This window comes from Marinobacter sp. BW6 (assembly GCF_008107725.1).
Classification (GTDB): domain Bacteria; phylum Pseudomonadota; class Gammaproteobacteria; order Pseudomonadales; family Oleiphilaceae; genus Marinobacter.
Map to the genome: position 1 here is coordinate 231,341 of NZ_VIRN01000035.1, position 17,322 is coordinate 248,662.

Here is a 17,322-nt window from a genome sequence, read left to right on the forward strand (position 1 = left end):
AGAGCTCCATCAGTACAGAACCCAGTCCTGCATCTTCAGTTGAAATTCACCAACCTGTCGCCCGGAAACGAAAAGGCTCACTGAAGCCAGGTACGAAAGATTCAGGGCTGCCTCATCGGTCAATGTTTTGCCGCGCCAGGTCGGTATGAACCCACTGAAGGGAAGACGGATGCGACTCCATTCTTCCGTATCCGGTGTGAATGCATGCTGGTAGACAATGCTTCGCCGGTTGGCGCTATTTCGAAGGCCGATCTTGTAGGTTTTGCCGTCGCCCTTTGCGAGCAATTCAATGCCTGTCCACTGGGTGGCATCGACGGGTTCCGGCAAGTCTGCTTTGACAGAGGCAAAGCCGCCGCCGTTATCCAGTCGCACGGTGCCGTGAAAGAGACCGACACCTTCCTCAGAGGGAACCAGCGCTCCGTCCGATTGTCCGCCCATTACCTGGTCACCCAGGGAGAACCATTCCAATCGCTCGCCCTTGGTATCGAACGTAACCAGGGTCGGTTTGCCGCGGCGGTTACTCTGCGTGTCTTTCATTGGCGTACCTTCACTCGCTTTGCAAAGACTCAGGGTATCATTGTGAATCAAAAGTCCCCGATACAGTAGGCGCCTGATAGCGTTACACTATCCATCAAACATACGTTCAAAAACACTGTTTAGAGGCTGGCGTCCAGCCGGCCGGACGTGGAGAACGAGTGGAATTTCTACCAGTGCCTACAGATGCTTACCTTTGCCAGTGAGGCACTGGGGAAGCGTTTCGATATACCGGCAAATTCATGGAACAGGAGATGATTCTGGATGAGTGACTCCCAGGGGAGCCCAGGCAATTTCAATTTTGGTATTCGCCGTCTGGTGTTGGTGGATTCCGCCGGCTTCTGTTACGTGGAAATCCCGGTGGATAACCATGGCCTCATTCTCGGCCCGGGGAATCTTGGCAAATCCAGCCTGTTGAATTCGCTCCGTCTGTTTCTGTTGCCGGAGAACAACTTCAAGAACAGCCGCAAGAAATTTGCCTTCCGCAATGCCAGCGCCGGCAGCTTTTACACCAACGAGGAAAGCTACCAGCATTACTTCCCCAGCCAGTTCAGCTTCCTGATCATGGAGGCCGAGAACCCGGCCGGGGTGCATTGCCAGATCCTTTATCGGGACAGCGCCAGCCAGCTCAGCTATGGCCGAGCTTTTGTGCCGGTGGGCTACGACCAGCTGCGGCCGCTGTTCTGGGATGGTAATGATGAGGACGGCATTGGCCAGGCGGTGCCGGAGCTGTCGTTCAGCCGTTTGTCAGAGGCCTTGAAAAAGCTCTCCAAAGAAACCCGATTGGTGAATGACCCGGCCAAACTCAAACAGATGCTGTACAGCAGCGAGCTGATGAACGCGGATGCGGTGCGCTATTCCGTGTTGCCCCTGGGTGAGTCTGATGAGCGCCGGGTGCAGTCTCTGCGCACGCTGATCCTGCTGCTGTTTGAGATGAAGGCAGACGATCAGGCCATGTCCAATGCGGTGGCCAGCATTATCGAGGCAGACAAGAAGTTCGCCGACGATGCCTTCGATTTCAACATCGATGAGTTTCTCAACCGGCACGATCAGTTGAAGCAACAGCAAATCCAGCTGAACCAGATTGAAAAAGAGCGTTCACGGTTCGAGAAGCTGCAAAGGGATCACCAGGCCTACCAGACCCTGCTTCGCAGTCAGCACGATTTTGCCGCTTTCCGGGATGGCGTCAGCAATGCCTTGCAGGATATTGGCACCAGGCGAAAAGTGGCGGTAGAGGGGTTCAATGAACAGAACGAGACGCTTCGCCATGTGCTCCAGGCTCTGAAAAAGCTGGAGCAGGACGCCAGCGGCCTCAAGGGCGAGATCCGTTCCGCAGACCGTCGCATCAAGCAGGCGGAGCAGAACCAGAAAGATGGCGATCTACTGGTCTCGCAGTACGGAGAGATGACCCTGCAGGAAATCGAGGAGATCCAGAAAGAGGAACTCGATAGCAAGAAAGGGCATCTGGCCGCCCTGAAAAGTGCCGCCCAGGCGGAGATCCGTCTGGAGCAGATCCAGAAAAAGAAGCAGGAGCTTGAGCGTAAGCTGGAATCCCTCAAGGATCGGGAAAGCAAGCAACATTGGCAGCTGCAGAACCAGTTGAATGAAGCCACCGCTGCTCCGCTGCGCGCCGTGGACCCCCGATTGGTGATGGCCAGCCCTGGCCAGGATCTGGACGCCGACAGTAAGGCGGCCATCGAGGCATTCGCCCGGCTGTTTGTTCCTACTGATAAAGGCTTTGACTGGTTCGATGCCGAATATCAGGCCCAGCCAGCGCGGCAGACCGACTTTGCAGAGCAGCGCCGGCATTCGGAAGGAGAGCTTCATGGCCTGGAAAAGGAGCGGGCGGAGCTGGCAGACACTGCCAACCAGGAGCATGACCGGCCGCGGTTGATCGAGCGCACGGAAAAAGAGATCCGTGCCATCGAGAAAGACCTGGAGACGCTCCAGCGTTACCCGGCCGCTGCAACCACTCTGCGAGATGCCAATGAAGAAAAGCAGGCGGCGGAGGAGCAGCTGGCCAAGCTGGAAGAACAGGGCCGGTTGGAGCAGGAAAAGCAGGATGCGGTGCAGCAGAAGGCCGCCAAAGCCAGGGCCGAAAAAGAGCGTATCGAAGAGCGGGAACGGGAACTGGCGGGCCTCAGCCGAAGCGTTGGCACTGTTGAGCACCGCTTCCCGCATCTGAAAGCGGTGGAAGCCGAGCAGCCTCTGGATATTGAGCAGGTATCTGTCGCAGCGTTCGACGACCTGCAAACCCAGCTGGACGACCTGGAAGAGCGCCGTCGCAGTATCCTCGACCACCTGCGCCAGTTTGTTTATCTCGGCATCCACGAAGACACCGAAGGCGAATTGCAGAAAGACAGCCCGGCGTCCTCCGTTATCCGGGAAACCTTCAAAAGCCTGTCGGATCTGTTTGCCGGCATGGCCGAGCGCTGGAATGTGCTGGAGCAGCAGGTTGGCATCCACAATGAAACCGTGGCGAGCTACCGGCAGGCCCTGAAATCCAACCACGAACACATTGCCCGGTTTGAAGCCCAGCTGAACCGCGAGCTGGAAGGCGTGCGCATCAACGATCTGGTGGAAATCCGGGTGGATATCCACACCGATCCGAAATTCCGCAATCTGGTGGAAGAAGCCAACAACATCGACCCCTATGGCAACCAGCTGCAGTCGGACGCGTTCTATGACCGTTTGCGGGTGTTCGTGGCGGACTTTTTTGGTGAGGGCGGCAGCAAACGCCTGACCATGGACAAGGTGATCACCGGCATTTCCTACCGTACCCGCAAGGAAAATGCCGCGAGCCTGGACAAGAAAGGCCAGTCCACCTCCACTACGGCACTGATCAATCTGGAATTGGTGTACCGGCTGCTGAAGCGGGTGTTGTATCCCGGCGTGCAGCTGTCGTTCCCCATGGTGCTGGACGAGCTGGCCAGCGTGGATATCAGCCAGATGCCGTCGCTACTGGAGCGTCTCCGCAAGCAGGGCTTCAACCTGTTCTCCGCGGCCACCCATAGTGCCAGTGCGGAAGTGATTTACCTGATCGGCCGGCATCTGGAAGTAGGGCAGATGCGTACCGCCCGGCCCTACAGCCCGCAACGCACTTTGGTGTTCTGGGGTGGCGCCGAGGGTTTCACCAACGGCGAACCCGTAAGCCAATGGGCGGACCAGACTCAGAACAGCCTGCTGGAGCCGGTGGATGAGTAAACGTTTCAGCACCCTGGATACCACCCGGCTGCTGTTCGAGCACCCGAAGATCCTGTTCCGGTTGATCGAGCGGATGGATCGGAACGAAGCCCGGTATATTCTCGAGAGTGATCTGGTAGCCGAGGTGATGGACTACACCCGTGCCCTTGGCAATGCCGATCGGGACAGGGTGCGTTTTGCTCTGAATACCGACAATCTGTTCCGCAGTGGCCTGGTGATCGATATCATCAAGACCGAGGGTGAGCGTCGCCTGGTGTTCCAGGATGCGCTGATCAACCTGATGCGGGCCTGCAACGCCTCTCTGTACCAGGAACTGACCGATGCCCGCCTTCGCGGCCATCTGGTGACGTTGCGCGATGTGCGCAATCGGCTGGAAACCAGCAGTTTCAGCGACGCGGATCCGGACTATACCGAACTGCGGGATGATCTGAACGAGCGGGTGAGCCAGCTCATCGGCTTGCTGCGCCAGAACGTCCTGCGCATGCAGACCATCAGCGCGCAGCTTGCGGACCTGTCCGGCGACGCCAGCCGGGCGCCCGAGAAGTTCCTGGAGTTCCGCCAGAACCTGTTTGAGCAGATCGTGACCCTGTACGAGCGCCACATCAAGCCGACCCTGGTGTTCCTGAACCCGGATACACGGCTGCCGGATGGCAGCAACCTGTTCGAAACCCTGGAAGCGATGGTGCGGTTGCTGGAAAATCACGGAGATCACAGCCTGGCAGACCAGTTGTTCCGTTCGTCCATCAGCCTGAACGCCCTGTATAAACCCATTCAGGCGGTGGCCCAGGAGGTGGAGCACTTCCTGCGCAAGACGCGCCAGGGCATGGTCCAGTACAACGCCATGGAGCATTTTTACGGCAAGCTGCAGGAGCTCAAGGGCGAAACCGAGACCCTCAGCTTGAAACGAAAGTGGCTGGAAGGTGGCGACTTTGCCCGCAGCACGGGCTTCCTGATCGGCCTTCGGGCCCAGCAACGCCCGAAACATTACGCCTTCGGTGAATCGTCCAGCTACTACCAGTTGTTGTTCAGCGAACTGGAACTGCGCCTGAACGACCTACGCCGTAAGGCCGAGGTGCCGGTTCTTCAGGAGGTGGATGGCAGCGGTCGCCACACCCGCATCGATGTCCAGCGTATCAACCAGCTCTATCAATGGCTGGAAACACTGGAACTGCGGCCCACCACGGATCTGGTTCGGGAACTGCATGGCCGCCTGGATGGCTTTATCCCTGGTTATCGCTTTCCGGACCTGCTGGCGGCGTTGAACCGGCTGGTCAACTCGCCGCCGGAGGGTCTGCAGGTGGTTACGACCAACCGCTTCCGAATCCTCGATCAGTCATCCGACAGTGAACAGTTTGTCTACCGAAAGCGTCGCCTGGAGCAACAGAATGTCTGAATTTGATGTGATCCTCCCGGCCCACAGCGCCGCGATCTACCGGGAATTCCAGGCCGGCCGGGTAATCGTGCGTGACGTCTGGGACAGCAACCGTTCCGAGCTGCGTGCCAATCCGCTCTACAATCTCCTGTACAACCATCTGTCCCACTTCCGGACCTTCTACGAACACCTGGGCAGCGAGCTGGTGTTTAACGAAACCGGCGCGTTTTTCTTTCTCAAGGAAAGCAGCGACGACGAGAATGAAGAGCACGATGAGAACGCCTTCCGGGTGCAGGTGATATTGCTGCTGATCGGGCGGTATTTCGCGCGCAGCGGTCGGGATCTGGAGTACCTTGGCCGTCCGGATGCCGGGCTGAACGAGCAAGATCTATCCGCATTGGAGGACGATGAGGAATACCAGGAGATTCTTAGGGCGGCTCGCTTTGAAAAAGGCGTTCCAGAAGCTCTCGACTATCTGGATAAGCGAAATCTGATGTTTCGTGCGGGAGCCGGTCGATGCTTCCTGAGTTCTGCAGGGCTTTATTTTTTGCAGGAGCTGGTTCGGGAGTATGAGCAGGGTTAGGGAGGATTTAGAGGTTTCCGGGCTGCCAAAGACAGCCCGGATGCTGCGATTTACACGTAGAAGTCCAGATCTTCCTGAGCCTTCAGCAGATCCCGCATCTTGATTGGGTCATCCCCGAAGAAGAACACCAGTCCCCAGTGTGTACCGAAGGCCGACCTGTCAGGAACGGTTTCCTCTGTTGGCTCCAGTAGTTCGTGTGATTCGAAGTAGGGGTGTTCAGTGCATTCGGGAGGCATTTCCAGCTTGCTGACCACGCGACGGCGTGGGTAAACCCCGAAACAGCCGGCATAGCCTTTGGCGTCAACCACTTCACGCGGGAAGAACGCATCCACTTCTTCTGGGGTGCTCTTTGGATCGAACACCAGCATTGAAGCTTGATAGGCATTGAAGCCGTAAGCGCGTTCAATCAATTCGAAAGCTTTGAACCCTGGTGGGCGGTAGGCCACTTCACCAAAGTACATCTCGCCATCGGCGGTAACAAAGTACTCGGGATGGATCAGGCCAAACTTGATGTCGAACGTTTTTATGAGCAATTCGATCTGCTTGGTAATAGCGTTCCGCCAGCTCTCGAGTTCCTTGGTTGCCGGCACAAACACCGAATAGCCCAGGGTTACATACTCAGAGATATTGAGGAACTTGATTTTCCCATTATGAATCCAGGCTTCAACGGCAAATTCCCAGCCGCTGAGGTGGCTTTCCATCAGTAGCGGGTATTCCTCATCCGGGATCTGGTCGATTTCTTCGAGTGTTCGGATCATCCGGTGGCCGAGACAGCCGGCTTTGTCGAAGGCCTTGACGTGAATCGGGTCATCCGGGTCGCCATCCAGTTTAAGCAGCGTCTGGTTGACGCGCTTCATGAAGCGGACGATGTCTTCTTTCTCGTGAGCTTCTTCGAAGATACCCACCCGTATACCGCCGAGCTGGGCACGCCGCTTCATCAGGGCTTTGTCCCGGAACAGGATAGACTGGCCGTACATACGGGGATTATCGAGTAACACAGAGTTAATGGCGCCGGACCATTCAACGGTTTCTTCGAACAATGGGACGGCGACGTCAACGCCTTCGTCTTTCAGTCTGTGGGCGATTTCCATTGATCGATCATTAAGGCGAACAAAGTCCCAGGGAATAAAAGGAATGTTGTTTGCGGTGCAAAAATCCGCGGCCCAATCTGGCGCGACTACGATGTAGCGGCGGTCGAATTTCTGGGCGGCCTTAATCGCATTGATGCTCCAGCCGAGTAGCGCGATATAGCCTTTGTTCGGATCTTTGGGTGTCTCAGTTCCAAGAACTGAGTCCAAGGTGGCGTCGCGCCACGCCAACACGTCTTGAGACATCTTGGAATCGGGCGTAATTGACATTGAATATACTCCTGGTGAGCTGAGAAAGAGGGCAATATGTTGCCTGGGAAGCTAGAGTTAGTCGGAGGCAGGAACGGATTCGGTAAATGCCAACCCCATCACTAACTATAGTTGCTGTTCCGCCAAGGACAAATCAAAGACCCACCAGATTCAAAGAAATCCGGGAACAACGGTACCGAGGATATCTATGAGACCGACATTTTCAGGCTTACATCCATTGAATGTTCAGAAATACGACAATACACCCACCTCCTGGGATTTTGGGTCTGACGTTGGCGTTGTCCTTCTGCTACCAAAAGGGGAGAAAAACGCAATCGATAAGAGCCCCTGGGCCGCGACCGTAAAAAGTGCTCTGGCAAGGTACCCGGAGAATGAGAACCCGGTGTTCCTGTCTTCATCCGAGGCCGGGCGAGTCGCCGCTGTGTTCGTGCCTGAAAAGATGCAGCCTTTCAAAGCTCTGACTCTCGCCCGAAAAGCGATAGGGCCCCTGATCTCAGAGCGGTTTGTTGGAATCAACGTTATTTCTCTTATTGGGGACTGCGAGTCTGGAAGCAGGATGGCGGAAGCGATTCTGGCTGCTGCCTATGCTGACCTTTTCCAGTTACCAAGGGTGTCTGGTAAGTCTGTGGAGCCGAAAAAACTGGACTCGATCAGCTTCTTCGGACCTTTTGAAAGCGCTGATTTCGGGTATGTCGAAGCGACGGCCGAGGGAAATAATCTGGCCAGGTGGCTAACTCATCTTCCAGGCAATTATCTGACCCCGGGTATTTATCGGGATTTTGCGGAGAACCTGGCGAAAGAGGAAGGCTGGCGAGCGACGTTTTTTGATCGGGATAAGCTTGAGGAATTGGGTGCCGGGGCTTTTCTTTCTGTGGTTGAGGCAAGTCCGGTCAGGGATGCCGGGATATTGCATCTTCAATATCGACCCGCTGGAGCTAAAGGTAAACCGTTCGCGCTGGTCGGAAAGGGCATCTGTTTCGATACCGGTGGCAGCAATCTCAAAGTTGGCGGTGGCATGCTGGGCATGCACGGCGATATGCAGGGGAGTGCTGTTGCGCTTGGCGCCTTCCTGGCCATGACGCGCTTGGGCTTTGATCAGCCGGTGGATTGCTGGCTGGCTCTTGCGGAAAACCATATCGGATCCAGGGCGGTGAAATGCAATGATGTGATTACAGCGTTGGATGGCACGACCATTGAACTGATCAATACCGATGCAGAAGGGCGGATGGTTTTGTCGGATACGTTAGCGCTGGCTTCCCGCGAAAAGCCCCGTGTGATTATTGACTACGCGACGCTGACAGGTGCCGTTGTTGCGGCGTTGGGGCAGCGCATGGCCGGGGCAATCACTAACCGCCGTGAGTGGATAGAGCCAATCATCCAGGCAGGCGAACGGTGCGGTGAGCGAGTCTGGCCTTTTCCATACGAAGAGGATTATGACGAGGACCTCGAATCCAAGGTTGCAGACACCCTGCAATGCAGGACCACGGGCGCAGGAGACCACATATACGCGGCGCGCCTGTTGGGGCGGTTTGTCGATAAGGATATCGGCTGGGTCCATGTAGATATGGCGTCTTCTGGCACCCACACCGGCGGGCTGGGCCATATACCGACGGATCTGCAGGGTTTTGGCGTGCGTTTCGGTGTGGAGTGGCTCAGAAAGGTCGCGGACGAGTAATCTCCGCCAACCATTCTACAGCTGGGTTTCGTCCCGGTTTTCTGTCTCCAGCGCGGCTTCCAGCTGCCTTATGCAGCGATCAAAGGCCCGACTGATCCGCGTCTGATCCTCGATCATGGCCAGTCGTGGCCAGGTCGCCTGTTCCCCGAGGTTTATATACATCTCCAGGTCCTCGGGGCTCGGGTTAGACAGCACCTTTCGGTACAGGGAGGCTTTCGGCGGAAAATGGATATTGATGTCGCCCAGATATTGCTGGCTGGTCATGGCGTGGGCTTGCTCAATCAATGGCCGGATGATGCCGGGGTGCGGGCTCTGGCGGGTCAGCTTCAGGGCTGTGGCGATCTGACCATGGGCCAGTGAAAACGCTGCCCGCTTGGCCCAGGCGGTCACGCCGCTCCGGTCATGGTCACTGATAAACGGCACCACATGGGGATTGGCCTGGCTCACAATGGTCTTGTTCACGTTGTGCAGACGGGCCATTCTCATCAATGGCAGGTCGCCATGCACGCTGCCATCAATCCAGCTCTCGGTGGGCATGTAGGGCACGCTGCTCTCGCTATTTCTGCCCGACTCCCGGGCCTGAAGGGTCACTGGGGGAAAGATGCCTGGAACCGCACAGGAGGCCATCACCGCTGAATCCACCAGAACTGCCGGGGAGGAGAGCCAGTTCAGCAGCCTTGGCTTTTGCTGGGTGCGGGTAGGGGAGACGGAGATATTCAGTGTACGGCCACTATGCTCATACGCTTCTTTGAAACTGACGCTGCCCAGATTGTGCTGGAGATGCTCCTGAAGTTGGCGCGGATCCATGGCATGGCCGGCCCTCAGGCCTTCCGCGACGCCGAGCCAGCGGAAGGCATTCAGGTGAATGCGTTCCGGATGGTTAAAGAAGTCTGCCAGTTCCTTTTCGTCTCGTGTGCAGATGGCACCCGCCACGATGGCACCCATGCTGGAGCCGGCCATGACATCCGGCAGAAGATCCTGGCGCCAGAGCGCCCGGGTAACACCAATGTGGTAAATGCCGAAGGCCGCGCCACCGCTGAGCATCAGAGCTGGCCGGCCATAGACCCGCTCGGCGTCCCGAAACATTTTCAGTTTACGGGCGGTTGTGACCTCTGGAATGGGGTGGTCGCAGATGAATGTCATGGACGTCTCTACCGCATCCAGGAATTCACCCACCAACCGGTTGGTTCCGCTACGAGCGACCGTATAGAGATCGGGGTTGGATAGTTCCCCGAGGTGACGGTAGAGGCTCTCCTGGAGGATCCGAATCAATCGCCGTGTGTCGCCAGTCTGCTGGCAATGGTCCATGAGGTCCATGTGCTTGCGCATCAGGCTTTCATGCAGCATTCCGGTTTCTTCCTGCTCGCGCCAGGCAAGCAATCCGTCCAGGTCATCCAGAGCTGTGGCGGCCTTGCACCATTGTTCGTAGTTGCCGGCTTGTTCCAGTTGCTGCGTTAACTGTCTGCGAGTCTTCGAGGCGTTTTTCATGGCTTTTAGCTTAACTCATCATGGCGGGCAAAAAGAAACCCCCGCCGGAGCAGGGGTCGCTTTCTGAACCAGGTGTCAGCCCGGTGGGATGTCAGGTCGCCACGGGATCCTGGATAACCGTATGGATAAACTGAATCACGCTACGAGTATCCTCCGCCTGTTTGACGAAAGCTTCAATATTGCTGCCGGTGTAGCTATCGCTGCCAAGAACGCGAATCCAGAGGTCGTCTGTTTTGTCTGTGTAGGCGCAGCTTAGGTTATCTGGCTGGCGTTCCACATAACTTACGTCCACTCCGGAGTAAATAGATTCGGTTGAATGGTTAAAGTTACTGTAGTCAATGTAGCCACTGACTGGCAGATGCTTGGCTCCGCATTCTGCGGCATTGCCCTGGCATGCAGCAGTGCCGTGTTTGAGAAACAGCAGGCCTTCATCGGCCAGTACCTGGTCTGGCAATTCAATGGCGATCTGCTTGGTAACCCAGACCCCTTCTTCCATGACTTCAATAGTGCCTTCCAGCTTGCCCCAACGCATCAGCGCCCAGTACAACGCCAGTCCGGCCAGGGGGGAGTCCACGGTCTGGTAGTAGCTGAGATTACCGGTTCCGTCGTCAACACCGTAGGCAAGTCGTCCAGACAGATCCAGCTTCAGGCCAACGGAGGCATTGATGGAGTTCATCACGTCGTTGAGGGTGCGATCCAGGACGCGAGGATTGCTGAGGGCAACCCGTGCCACGTTAAGGCGCCCCAGTTCCAGCTCAATGACATCCTCCTCGAAGCCGGCCACTATGATGCATTCACCGGTTTCGTCCAGTTCCATGGGAACAAAACCGCCGTTAACCGAGATCGGCTGCGGGCAACCGTTTGCGTCAAGGACGGGTACGCCATTTTCATCCCGCTCGAGCTCCCAGAGATCGCCGAATACCTCGCCTTTGTAGGTGAACTCAACGCCCTCGTTCAGCCCGAGTACTGTGTTCAGGAACACCAGCCCATCAATGGTCAGTGGAACGCTCTTGTTGGAGGCGCCGCCGAGGAATGCCGCCGCAGCATGCATTAAATCAAAGCTGTTGGGAGGGAGGGTTTCCAGCGGGGTTTCCGGCATATCCTGAATGACATCATGGGTAAAGACGATAGTCCGTCTCGCATCGTCGGCATGGGTTGTGAAGCCGGCAATGTTTTCGCCGTAGTAGTCTTCCATGTCGAAGATACGGCTCCAGGCATTCGCAACCTGATCTTCATACAGGCAGGTCGAGCCCGAGTCGATGTACTGAACATAGGAGACAAATTGGGTTACATAATCGGTCATCCGGTTATGCGTCATGTTTGAAAGATCTGCATAACCTTCATGCAGACTCACACCACCGGTACGGCCAGGCGTTCCGTCGCGCAGGTAGGAAAGGTCGCCCAGTTCCAGATCATCGCGGATTTCCTTCCATTCAGGCGGAACCACCTGCCCGCCTTCGCGGCTCTCGGGTCCGTAACCAGCGATGCGTCCTTCTTGAAGGAGCGCATAGTAAAGAGCGAGGTTTTCACGGGGTGAGTCTATGGTCTTCTCAACCAGCTCACCATCAACTTCCGTTACCAGCACCAGTCTGCCTGCGGGGTCGGTTTTGATGGCAGTAGAGGCATTGATGTTGTCGACCGCCTCGGCCAGTGCCCGGGCAAAGACGGCTGGATTCTGGGTGACGGTCCTGATCATGTTCAGACGCCCAATTTCCAGCTCGATGGTATAGGTCTCATAGCCTTCTACCACCGTGCAGGCAAAGTCCAGTTCGGTGTCGTCGAATTCTTCAACAACCATCGGGACGGTATCGTGCTCGCTGCCGTCCGGCCAGGTTATGGTTTCGGATGAAATCGGCTGTATGCAACCATTTCCGTCCAGTACCGGAACACCGTACTCATCACGCACCACCATCCAGAGGTCGCCATACAGGTTTTTCGGATCTGTGGGAACGTCGTTGAGTCCCAATGCGGAGTTCACAAAGACGACGGAATCAATGGTCAAAGGTATTTCTTTGCCAGTCGCCGCTCCCAGGAACGAAGCGGCACTGTCGAGCACTTTTTCTGAGATTGCAGGCTGCTCGGTTGAGGGCGTTGTATTCGAGCTACTCGAAGAGCTCGAGCCATCCAGAAAACAGCCGCTCACAAAAGTCATTGAAGCAATTAAAGGCAGATTTATCAGATGCTTAATTGTTTTTTTACGGGGCATGGTCATACTCCTCAAGGCGCGTGCCGGAAACCTCAACAAACTATTCGGACAGAGCATGATTGCCGGATAACAGCTTGACGGTGCGTTCATAGCGCTGCGTCTATCTCAGACGATCTGGTTCTGTACTTATAAGCATAATGCTGATGGATGCTGGATTGTCTGACGGTGGTCAATTTTTGTCACATCTGTGACACCAATGCTTTGGTTCCATGCCTTCCGGTTATTTGCTATGTTTACACCCGTGGATTGGCGTTTATTACCAATCAGACATGTCTGCGGGAGAGACTGAATCCCTTGCGATCAGCGCCGAAGGAGCAACTGCCCCGGAAACTCTCAGGCAAAAGGACCGCTGACATGAATACTTTCCGAAGAGCTGTCGACAATCGCGTCAGTCGGCACACCGAAGGAGCAAACGACCGTTTTCGCTGAAACGGCTCGTGAATCTCTCAGGTCCCGTGACGGAAGGGGTGCTTTCTGCCATTTCGAGCAGGGAGGAAACCCTGGGCGCTCACGGAGATAGGAATGAAGCGAATCGCAGTAATTGGCGGTGGTATCACCGGTATTACCACGGCCTACACCCTCGCCAAGCGCGGGCTTGATGTTACGGTTTATGAGAAACACCGCTATGCGGCGATGGAAACCTCTTTCGCCAATGGTGGGCAACTCTCCGCCTCTAATGCCGAAGTCTGGAATAACTGGCAGACAGTCATGAAGGGCATCAAGTGGATGTCCCGCCGGGATGCGCCTTTGCTGGTCAATCCCAAGCCTTCCTGGCACAAGCTGAGCTGGTTCGCCGAGTTCATTGCCGCTATTCCCCAATATGAGAAAAACACCACGGAAACCGCCCGTCTGGCCATTGCTGCCCGCGATCACCTGTTTGCCTGGGCACAGGAAGAGGGCATCGATTTCGATCTGAAGAAGCAGGGTATTCTGCACATCTACCGGGACAAGGCCGGTTTTGATCACGCTGCAAAGGTATCGCGTCTGCTGGCCGCTGGCGGCCTGGAGCGCCGTTCGGTAACCCCGGAGGAAATGAAATCCATCGAGCCGACCCTGGCTGGTAACTATTACGGCGGATTTTTCACCGAGAGTGACTCCACCGGTGATATTCACAAATTCACCAACGGACTGGCAGATGCCATCCAACGGCTTGGCGTTAAAACCTGTTACGGCCACACGGTGACCGAGCTGAGCGCCGATGAGCGCAATGCCTGGGTTACCGCCCACGACGGCACCGAACAGTCCCGGGATACTTTCGACGGTGTCGTGATCTGTGCCGGTGTCGGCAGTCGCGGGCTCGCGAAAAAGCTGGGTGACCGGGTGAATATCTATCCGGTTAAGGGCTATTCCATCACCGTGGAACTGGACGACGAAGCCTCGCAAAATGCGGCACCAACGGTCAGCTTGCTGGATGACGCCACCAAGATCGTTACCAGTCGCCTGGGTGATGGCCGTTTCCGGGTTGCCGGTACCGCCGAGTTCAGCGGCTACAACCGCGATATCAAGGACGACCGGATCCGCCCGCTAACCCGTTGGGTTGAGCAGTGCTTCCCCGGTGTCTGTACTCGCAAGGTTGTGCCCTGGGCCGGCTTGCGGCCAATGCTACCGAACATGATGCCAAGGGTCGGGCCGGGACGCCTGCCGACCGTGTTCTACAACACCGGGCACGGTCACCTGGGTTGGACGCTCTCGGCGATTACCGCTGAGTTGGTCGCGGAGAGTGTTACCGGGGATAGCCGGTAATCTCCCGGATTTTCCGGTACAGGGGCTGGAGCTGGGGGTACATCTTCAGGTAAACCTCGGAGTAGAGCCGGTGGTAAAGGGCCCGGGTTTCATCGTTCGGATGGAAGACGTCGCCAACCCGGGTCATGTTCGCCACGGCCGTTTCGAAATCCGGGTGCAGACCCAGCCCAACCGCCGCATCGATGGCGGCGCCGAGCCCGGAGGTTTCATACGTGTGAGGCCTCTCGGCCGGCAAACCGAATACATCGGCAGTCAACTGCATGGCCGCATCACTCTGGGAACCGCCGCCCGCCACTCGCAATTTCCTGATCTTCACGCCGCTTCGCTTCTCGATTTTTTCCTTTCCTTCCCTGAGCGCATAGGCAAGACCTTCGAGGATGGCGCGATAAATGTGGGAGCGGGTGTGAACGTCCCCGAATCCGATAATCGAGCCTTTCGCCTCGGGCCCCGGCTGGCGCACGCCGGGTGACCAGTAGGGCTGCAGCATCAGGCCCATCGATCCGGGTGGAACCGCCTTGACCAGTTCATCGAACAACGCTTCCGGCTCAATGCCCCGTTCTTCGGCTATTTTTCGTTCCCGCAGGCCAAACTCCCGCTTGAACCAGCTCACCATCCAGAACCCCCGGTAGATCATCACTTCCGTCGAGTAATGACCAGGCAGCGCAGAGGGATAGGGTGGCATCAACCGGATGGGCTCCACATACCGTTGGCTGGTCGTGTTGATGGTTGCGGTAGTGCCGTAACTCATACAGCCGATATCCGGGGTCAGCCCGCCGGAGCCGAGAATCTCGCAGGCCTTGTCAGAAGCGGCAGCGATCACGGGCAGTCGCTGCGTCAGGCCAAGGTGCCGGCAGGCGTCGTCGGTCAGATGCCCCAGGGTCTCTCCGGGCGCTACCAGCTCTGGGAGCATCGAAGGCTCAACGGGCATGGTCTGCCATTTGAAATCGCGCCGGCCGGCCCAGCGGTGTTTTTTGTAGTCGAAAGGCAGGTAGCCGACCTGGCTTCCGGTCGAGTCTTTAAACTCCCCGGTCAGCCGGTAATTGAGGTAGCCAGAAAGCAGAAGGAAGTGCCGGGTTTTGCTCCAGAGTTCCGGTTCATTCTGGACAATCCAGTTGGCCTGGGTCTTTTCTCGGAATCGGTTGATGGTGTCTTCAAGGCGGGTCAACTTGAACAGCCATCCCCAAGGACCTTTGACTGGGCCTTCGACCTTTGCGTGGCGCTGGTCGAGCCAGATGATCGCTGGTCGCAGGGGCTGGCCGTTTTCATCCAGATTGATGACGGTGCCCCGTTGGGTGGTTACTGTGACTCCGACAACCTGATCCGGTGTTGCGTCTGTCGAGTTCCAGAGCAACTTGCAGGCTTCCCCGAGCTGTTCCCAGAAATAGTCCGGGTGCTGCTCGGCCCAGCCGGGCTCTCGGGAAAAATAGGGTTCGATTTCCTGCTTGCCTTTGCCCACCAGGTTGCCCCGGGTATCGAATAACAGCGCACGAACGCTCTGGGTGCCATTGTCGATGGCCAGGATCAACGGATCAGCTGGCATCGGAGGCCTCCCCGGGTGGCAGCGAATAGGCGTTGCGATAGATACTCAGGTACCGGGCCTGTTCTGCTTCCCACCGTTGGTCGTCCCAGCCAAGCAGGGACTGGCAATGGTTCCGGATCTCCGGCAATAGGGCTTGGCCGGCATTTGGCAACACGAGGCCCAATCGTGCTCGGCGAAGAAGTAGGTCATCCAGATGCTGTACATCTTCTTTCTGGCAGGCCCAGCACAGTTCTGCCCATATAAGGTCGGAAGCCCGGTCCGGTGTGACGGGATCCAGGGGGCCCGAATCAATCAGTTGGTTCAACTCAGGGCCGTAGAACCCCTGAAGTCTCTGCCAACTCTGGTGACCCACTGCAGGCGGTCGTAAAGCGTCATCGACTGGCTGAAATACCGGTTCGGAGTCGGGCCGAAGTACCTTGCCGGTGTTCTCGCCAAGTCCCTGGGTCAGGGCTTCCCGGGCGATAACCCGGAAGGTGGTGAGCTTGCCGCCGGCAATGCTGACCAGGCCGCGGTCTACCCGAAGTTCGTGTTCCCGGTTTTCCTTGGAAGGTGCCTTACCTGTGCCATCGGTAACCACGGGTCTTACGCCGGCCCAACTCGAGAGTATGTCGCTCCGGTCAATGGGGCTGCCGGGAAACAGTCTTTCGGCGATCTCAAGCAGGTAGGCGGTTTCCGCCTCGGAAATCACCGGCTCCTGATCCAGGTTGCCTTGATGGTCGAGATCGGTGGTGCCGAGAACGGTCGTGCCCAGCCATGGGAAGGCAAACACCGGACGGCCATCTTCCGGGTGAAACAGGGATACTGAACAGGAAACCGGCAGGCTGGCCCAGGGCAGAACCAGATGGCTGCCGCGCAGCGGCCGTATTTGCATGGTGCCATCGGACGTTTCACTGGATTGCAGGCGATCGGCCCAGGCGCCCGTGGCATTGATCACCAGGGGGGTGGAGATATCGATGGGCGATTCCTGTTCCTCTGGCTGAATCAACAAGCCGGATACCTGACCGCTACTGCGCTTCACTTCGATCGCCTGGGTGTAATTGAGACACAGCGCTCCATCCCGGCGGGCTTCGGCAATCAGGCGCAGAACCAGTCTTGAGTCGTCGGTTACTGCATCGGTAAAACCGCTGGCGCCGGCGAGTTTTTCGCCCGTCAGGCCCGGCACCCAGAGCATGGATTCGGCCGGGGTCAGAAAGTGGCGGCTCCGGTTGCGGGCAATAAAGTCGTAAACCCGAAGCAGTGTCTGAAACAGGCGAGGTCCGGGGAACTGGCCCTTGAAGTGCGGCATGATAAAGCGCAGGGGTTCAATTAACCCCGGTGCTTCCGCCATTAACCGTTCCCGCTCGCGCACCGCGTCCCGGGTAAGACCGAAGTGGCCGCTACCCAGGTAGCGAAGGCCGCCATGCACCATCTTGGAGGAGCGGCTGGAGGTGCCCCAGGAAAAGTCCTTCTGCTCCACTAGAAGGGTGCGCAGACCACTGCCTGCGGCTTCGCGGGCCACCCCGGCACCGGTGATGCCGCCGCCAACCACCACCACATCAAATTGGTTGGTCCCGGCGCGCAGCGCGTCGAGGGTCTCGGTGCGGGTCATGGTTGGTCTCCCATTCAGCTTTGCGCTCATT

At 57.1% G+C, this 17,322-nt stretch carries 12 protein-coding genes and 1 riboswitch; of the genes, 6 read left to right on the forward strand and 6 right to left on the reverse strand.

The genetic code is table 11. The features are described 5' to 3' along the window. Window positions 1–9 precede the first annotated feature (9 nt). Window positions 10–537 carry a CIA30 family protein gene (locus FMN52_RS01140; RefSeq protein ID WP_148606888.1) on the reverse strand — a complete coding sequence of 176 codons (528 nt, stop codon included), beginning with the start codon at window positions 535–537 and terminating at the stop codon, window positions 10–12. 261 nt (window positions 538–798) lie between these two features. On the opposite strand from FMN52_RS01140, the gene FMN52_RS01145 reads away from it, so the two are divergent. The 3 genes from FMN52_RS01145 to FMN52_RS01155 are packed head-to-tail and all read left to right on the forward strand — an operon-like array spanning window position 799 to window position 5,693. After that, on the forward strand, window positions 799–3,738 hold the full coding sequence (locus FMN52_RS01145; protein WP_148606889.1) for a hypothetical protein: 2,940 nt from the start codon (window positions 799–801) through the stop codon (window positions 3,736–3,738). Beyond that, complete coding sequence (locus tag FMN52_RS01150; RefSeq protein WP_148606890.1) at window positions 3,731–5,131, forward strand: hypothetical protein; 1,401 nt, start codon at window positions 3,731–3,733, stop codon at window positions 5,129–5,131. The genes FMN52_RS01145 and FMN52_RS01150 overlap by 8 nt, the downstream gene beginning before the upstream one ends. Then, a complete protein-coding gene (locus FMN52_RS01155; protein ID WP_148606891.1) occupies window positions 5,124–5,693 on the forward strand; it encodes a hypothetical protein in 570 nt (189 codons plus the stop codon). Before FMN52_RS01150 ends, FMN52_RS01155 begins: the two co-directional genes overlap by 8 nt. 50 nt (window positions 5,694–5,743) lie before the next feature. Here the strand turns inward: FMN52_RS01155 and FMN52_RS01160 are convergent, their stop codons facing one another. Then, the gene (locus FMN52_RS01160; protein ID WP_148606892.1) at window positions 5,744–7,051 is read right to left on the reverse strand and encodes a carboxylate--amine ligase; all 1,308 of its coding nucleotides are present in this window, start codon (window positions 7,049–7,051) and stop codon (window positions 5,744–5,746) included. Between the two features lie 187 nt (window positions 7,052–7,238). Between FMN52_RS01160 and FMN52_RS01165 the strand changes: the two genes are divergently transcribed. Continuing rightward, window positions 7,239–8,726, forward strand: coding sequence for a leucyl aminopeptidase family protein (locus tag FMN52_RS01165; protein ID WP_148606893.1), 1,488 nt, complete (start codon window positions 7,239–7,241; stop codon window positions 8,724–8,726). 15 nt (window positions 8,727–8,741) lie between these two features. On the opposite strand, the gene FMN52_RS01170 is transcribed toward FMN52_RS01165, so the two are convergent. Both FMN52_RS01170 and FMN52_RS01175 read right to left on the reverse strand, forming a co-directional pair. Continuing rightward, entirely contained in the window at window positions 8,742–10,214 is a 1,473-nt protein-coding gene (locus tag FMN52_RS01170) for a DUF3336 domain-containing protein (RefSeq protein WP_148606894.1), read from the reverse strand. Between the two features lie 91 nt (window positions 10,215–10,305). Continuing rightward, window positions 10,306–12,216 (reverse strand): hypothetical protein, encoded by a 1,911-nt coding sequence (locus tag FMN52_RS01175; RefSeq protein WP_148606895.1) that lies wholly within the window; start codon window positions 12,214–12,216, stop codon window positions 10,306–10,308. On the opposite strand from FMN52_RS01175, the gene FMN52_RS01180 reads away from it, so the two are divergent. Then, complete coding sequence (locus FMN52_RS01180) at window positions 12,209–12,490, forward strand: hypothetical protein (RefSeq protein WP_148606896.1); 282 nt, start codon at window positions 12,209–12,211, stop codon at window positions 12,488–12,490. The two genes, FMN52_RS01175 and FMN52_RS01180, sit on opposite strands and share 8 nt — an antisense overlap. A gap of 196 nt (window positions 12,491–12,686) precedes the next feature. Then, window positions 12,687–12,779: riboswitch (glycine riboswitch) on the forward strand. Window positions 12,780–12,942: 163 nt separating this feature from the next. Continuing rightward, complete coding sequence (locus FMN52_RS01185; protein ID WP_148606897.1) at window positions 12,943–14,163, forward strand: D-amino acid dehydrogenase; 1,221 nt, start codon at window positions 12,943–12,945, stop codon at window positions 14,161–14,163. On the opposite strand, the gene FMN52_RS01190 is transcribed toward FMN52_RS01185, so the two are convergent. Next, window positions 14,144–15,703 (reverse strand): FGGY-family carbohydrate kinase, encoded by a 1,560-nt coding sequence (locus FMN52_RS01190; protein ID WP_148606898.1) that lies wholly within the window; start codon window positions 15,701–15,703, stop codon window positions 14,144–14,146. The genes FMN52_RS01185 and FMN52_RS01190 overlap by 20 nt on opposite strands. Continuing rightward, complete coding sequence (locus FMN52_RS01195) at window positions 15,693–17,291, reverse strand: glycerol-3-phosphate dehydrogenase/oxidase (RefSeq protein ID WP_148606899.1); 1,599 nt, start codon at window positions 17,289–17,291, stop codon at window positions 15,693–15,695. The genes FMN52_RS01190 and FMN52_RS01195 overlap by 11 nt, the downstream gene beginning before the upstream one ends. Window positions 17,292–17,322 lie beyond the last annotated feature (31 nt).

Excerpts from the sequence above, each read along its gene's own strand:
- FMN52_RS01140 (WP_148606888.1), bottom strand. The coding sequence starts at position 537 with ATGAAAGACACGCAGAGTAACCGCCGCGGCAAACCGACCCTGGTTACG.
- FMN52_RS01145 (WP_148606889.1), top strand. The coding sequence starts at position 799 with ATGAGTGACTCCCAGGGGAGCCCAGGCAATTTCAATTTTGGTATTCGC.
- FMN52_RS01150 (WP_148606890.1), top strand. The coding sequence starts at position 3,731 with ATGAGTAAACGTTTCAGCACCCTGGATACCACCCGGCTGCTGTTCGAG.
- FMN52_RS01155 (WP_148606891.1), top strand. The coding sequence starts at position 5,124 with ATGTCTGAATTTGATGTGATCCTCCCGGCCCACAGCGCCGCGATCTAC.
- FMN52_RS01160 (WP_148606892.1), bottom strand. The coding sequence starts at position 7,051 with ATGTCAATTACGCCCGATTCCAAGATGTCTCAAGACGTGTTGGCGTGG.
- FMN52_RS01165 (WP_148606893.1), top strand. The coding sequence starts at position 7,239 with ATGAGACCGACATTTTCAGGCTTACATCCATTGAATGTTCAGAAATAC.
- FMN52_RS01170 (WP_148606894.1), bottom strand. The coding sequence starts at position 10,214 with ATGAAAAACGCCTCGAAGACTCGCAGACAGTTAACGCAGCAACTGGAA.
- FMN52_RS01180 (WP_148606896.1), top strand. The coding sequence starts at position 12,209 with ATGGTCAAAGGTATTTCTTTGCCAGTCGCCGCTCCCAGGAACGAAGCG.
- FMN52_RS01185 (WP_148606897.1), top strand. The coding sequence starts at position 12,943 with ATGAAGCGAATCGCAGTAATTGGCGGTGGTATCACCGGTATTACCACG.
- FMN52_RS01190 (WP_148606898.1), bottom strand. The coding sequence starts at position 15,703 with ATGCCAGCTGATCCGTTGATCCTGGCCATCGACAATGGCACCCAGAGC.
- FMN52_RS01195 (WP_148606899.1), bottom strand. The coding sequence starts at position 17,291 with ATGACCCGCACCGAGACCCTCGACGCGCTGCGCGCCGGGACCAACCAA.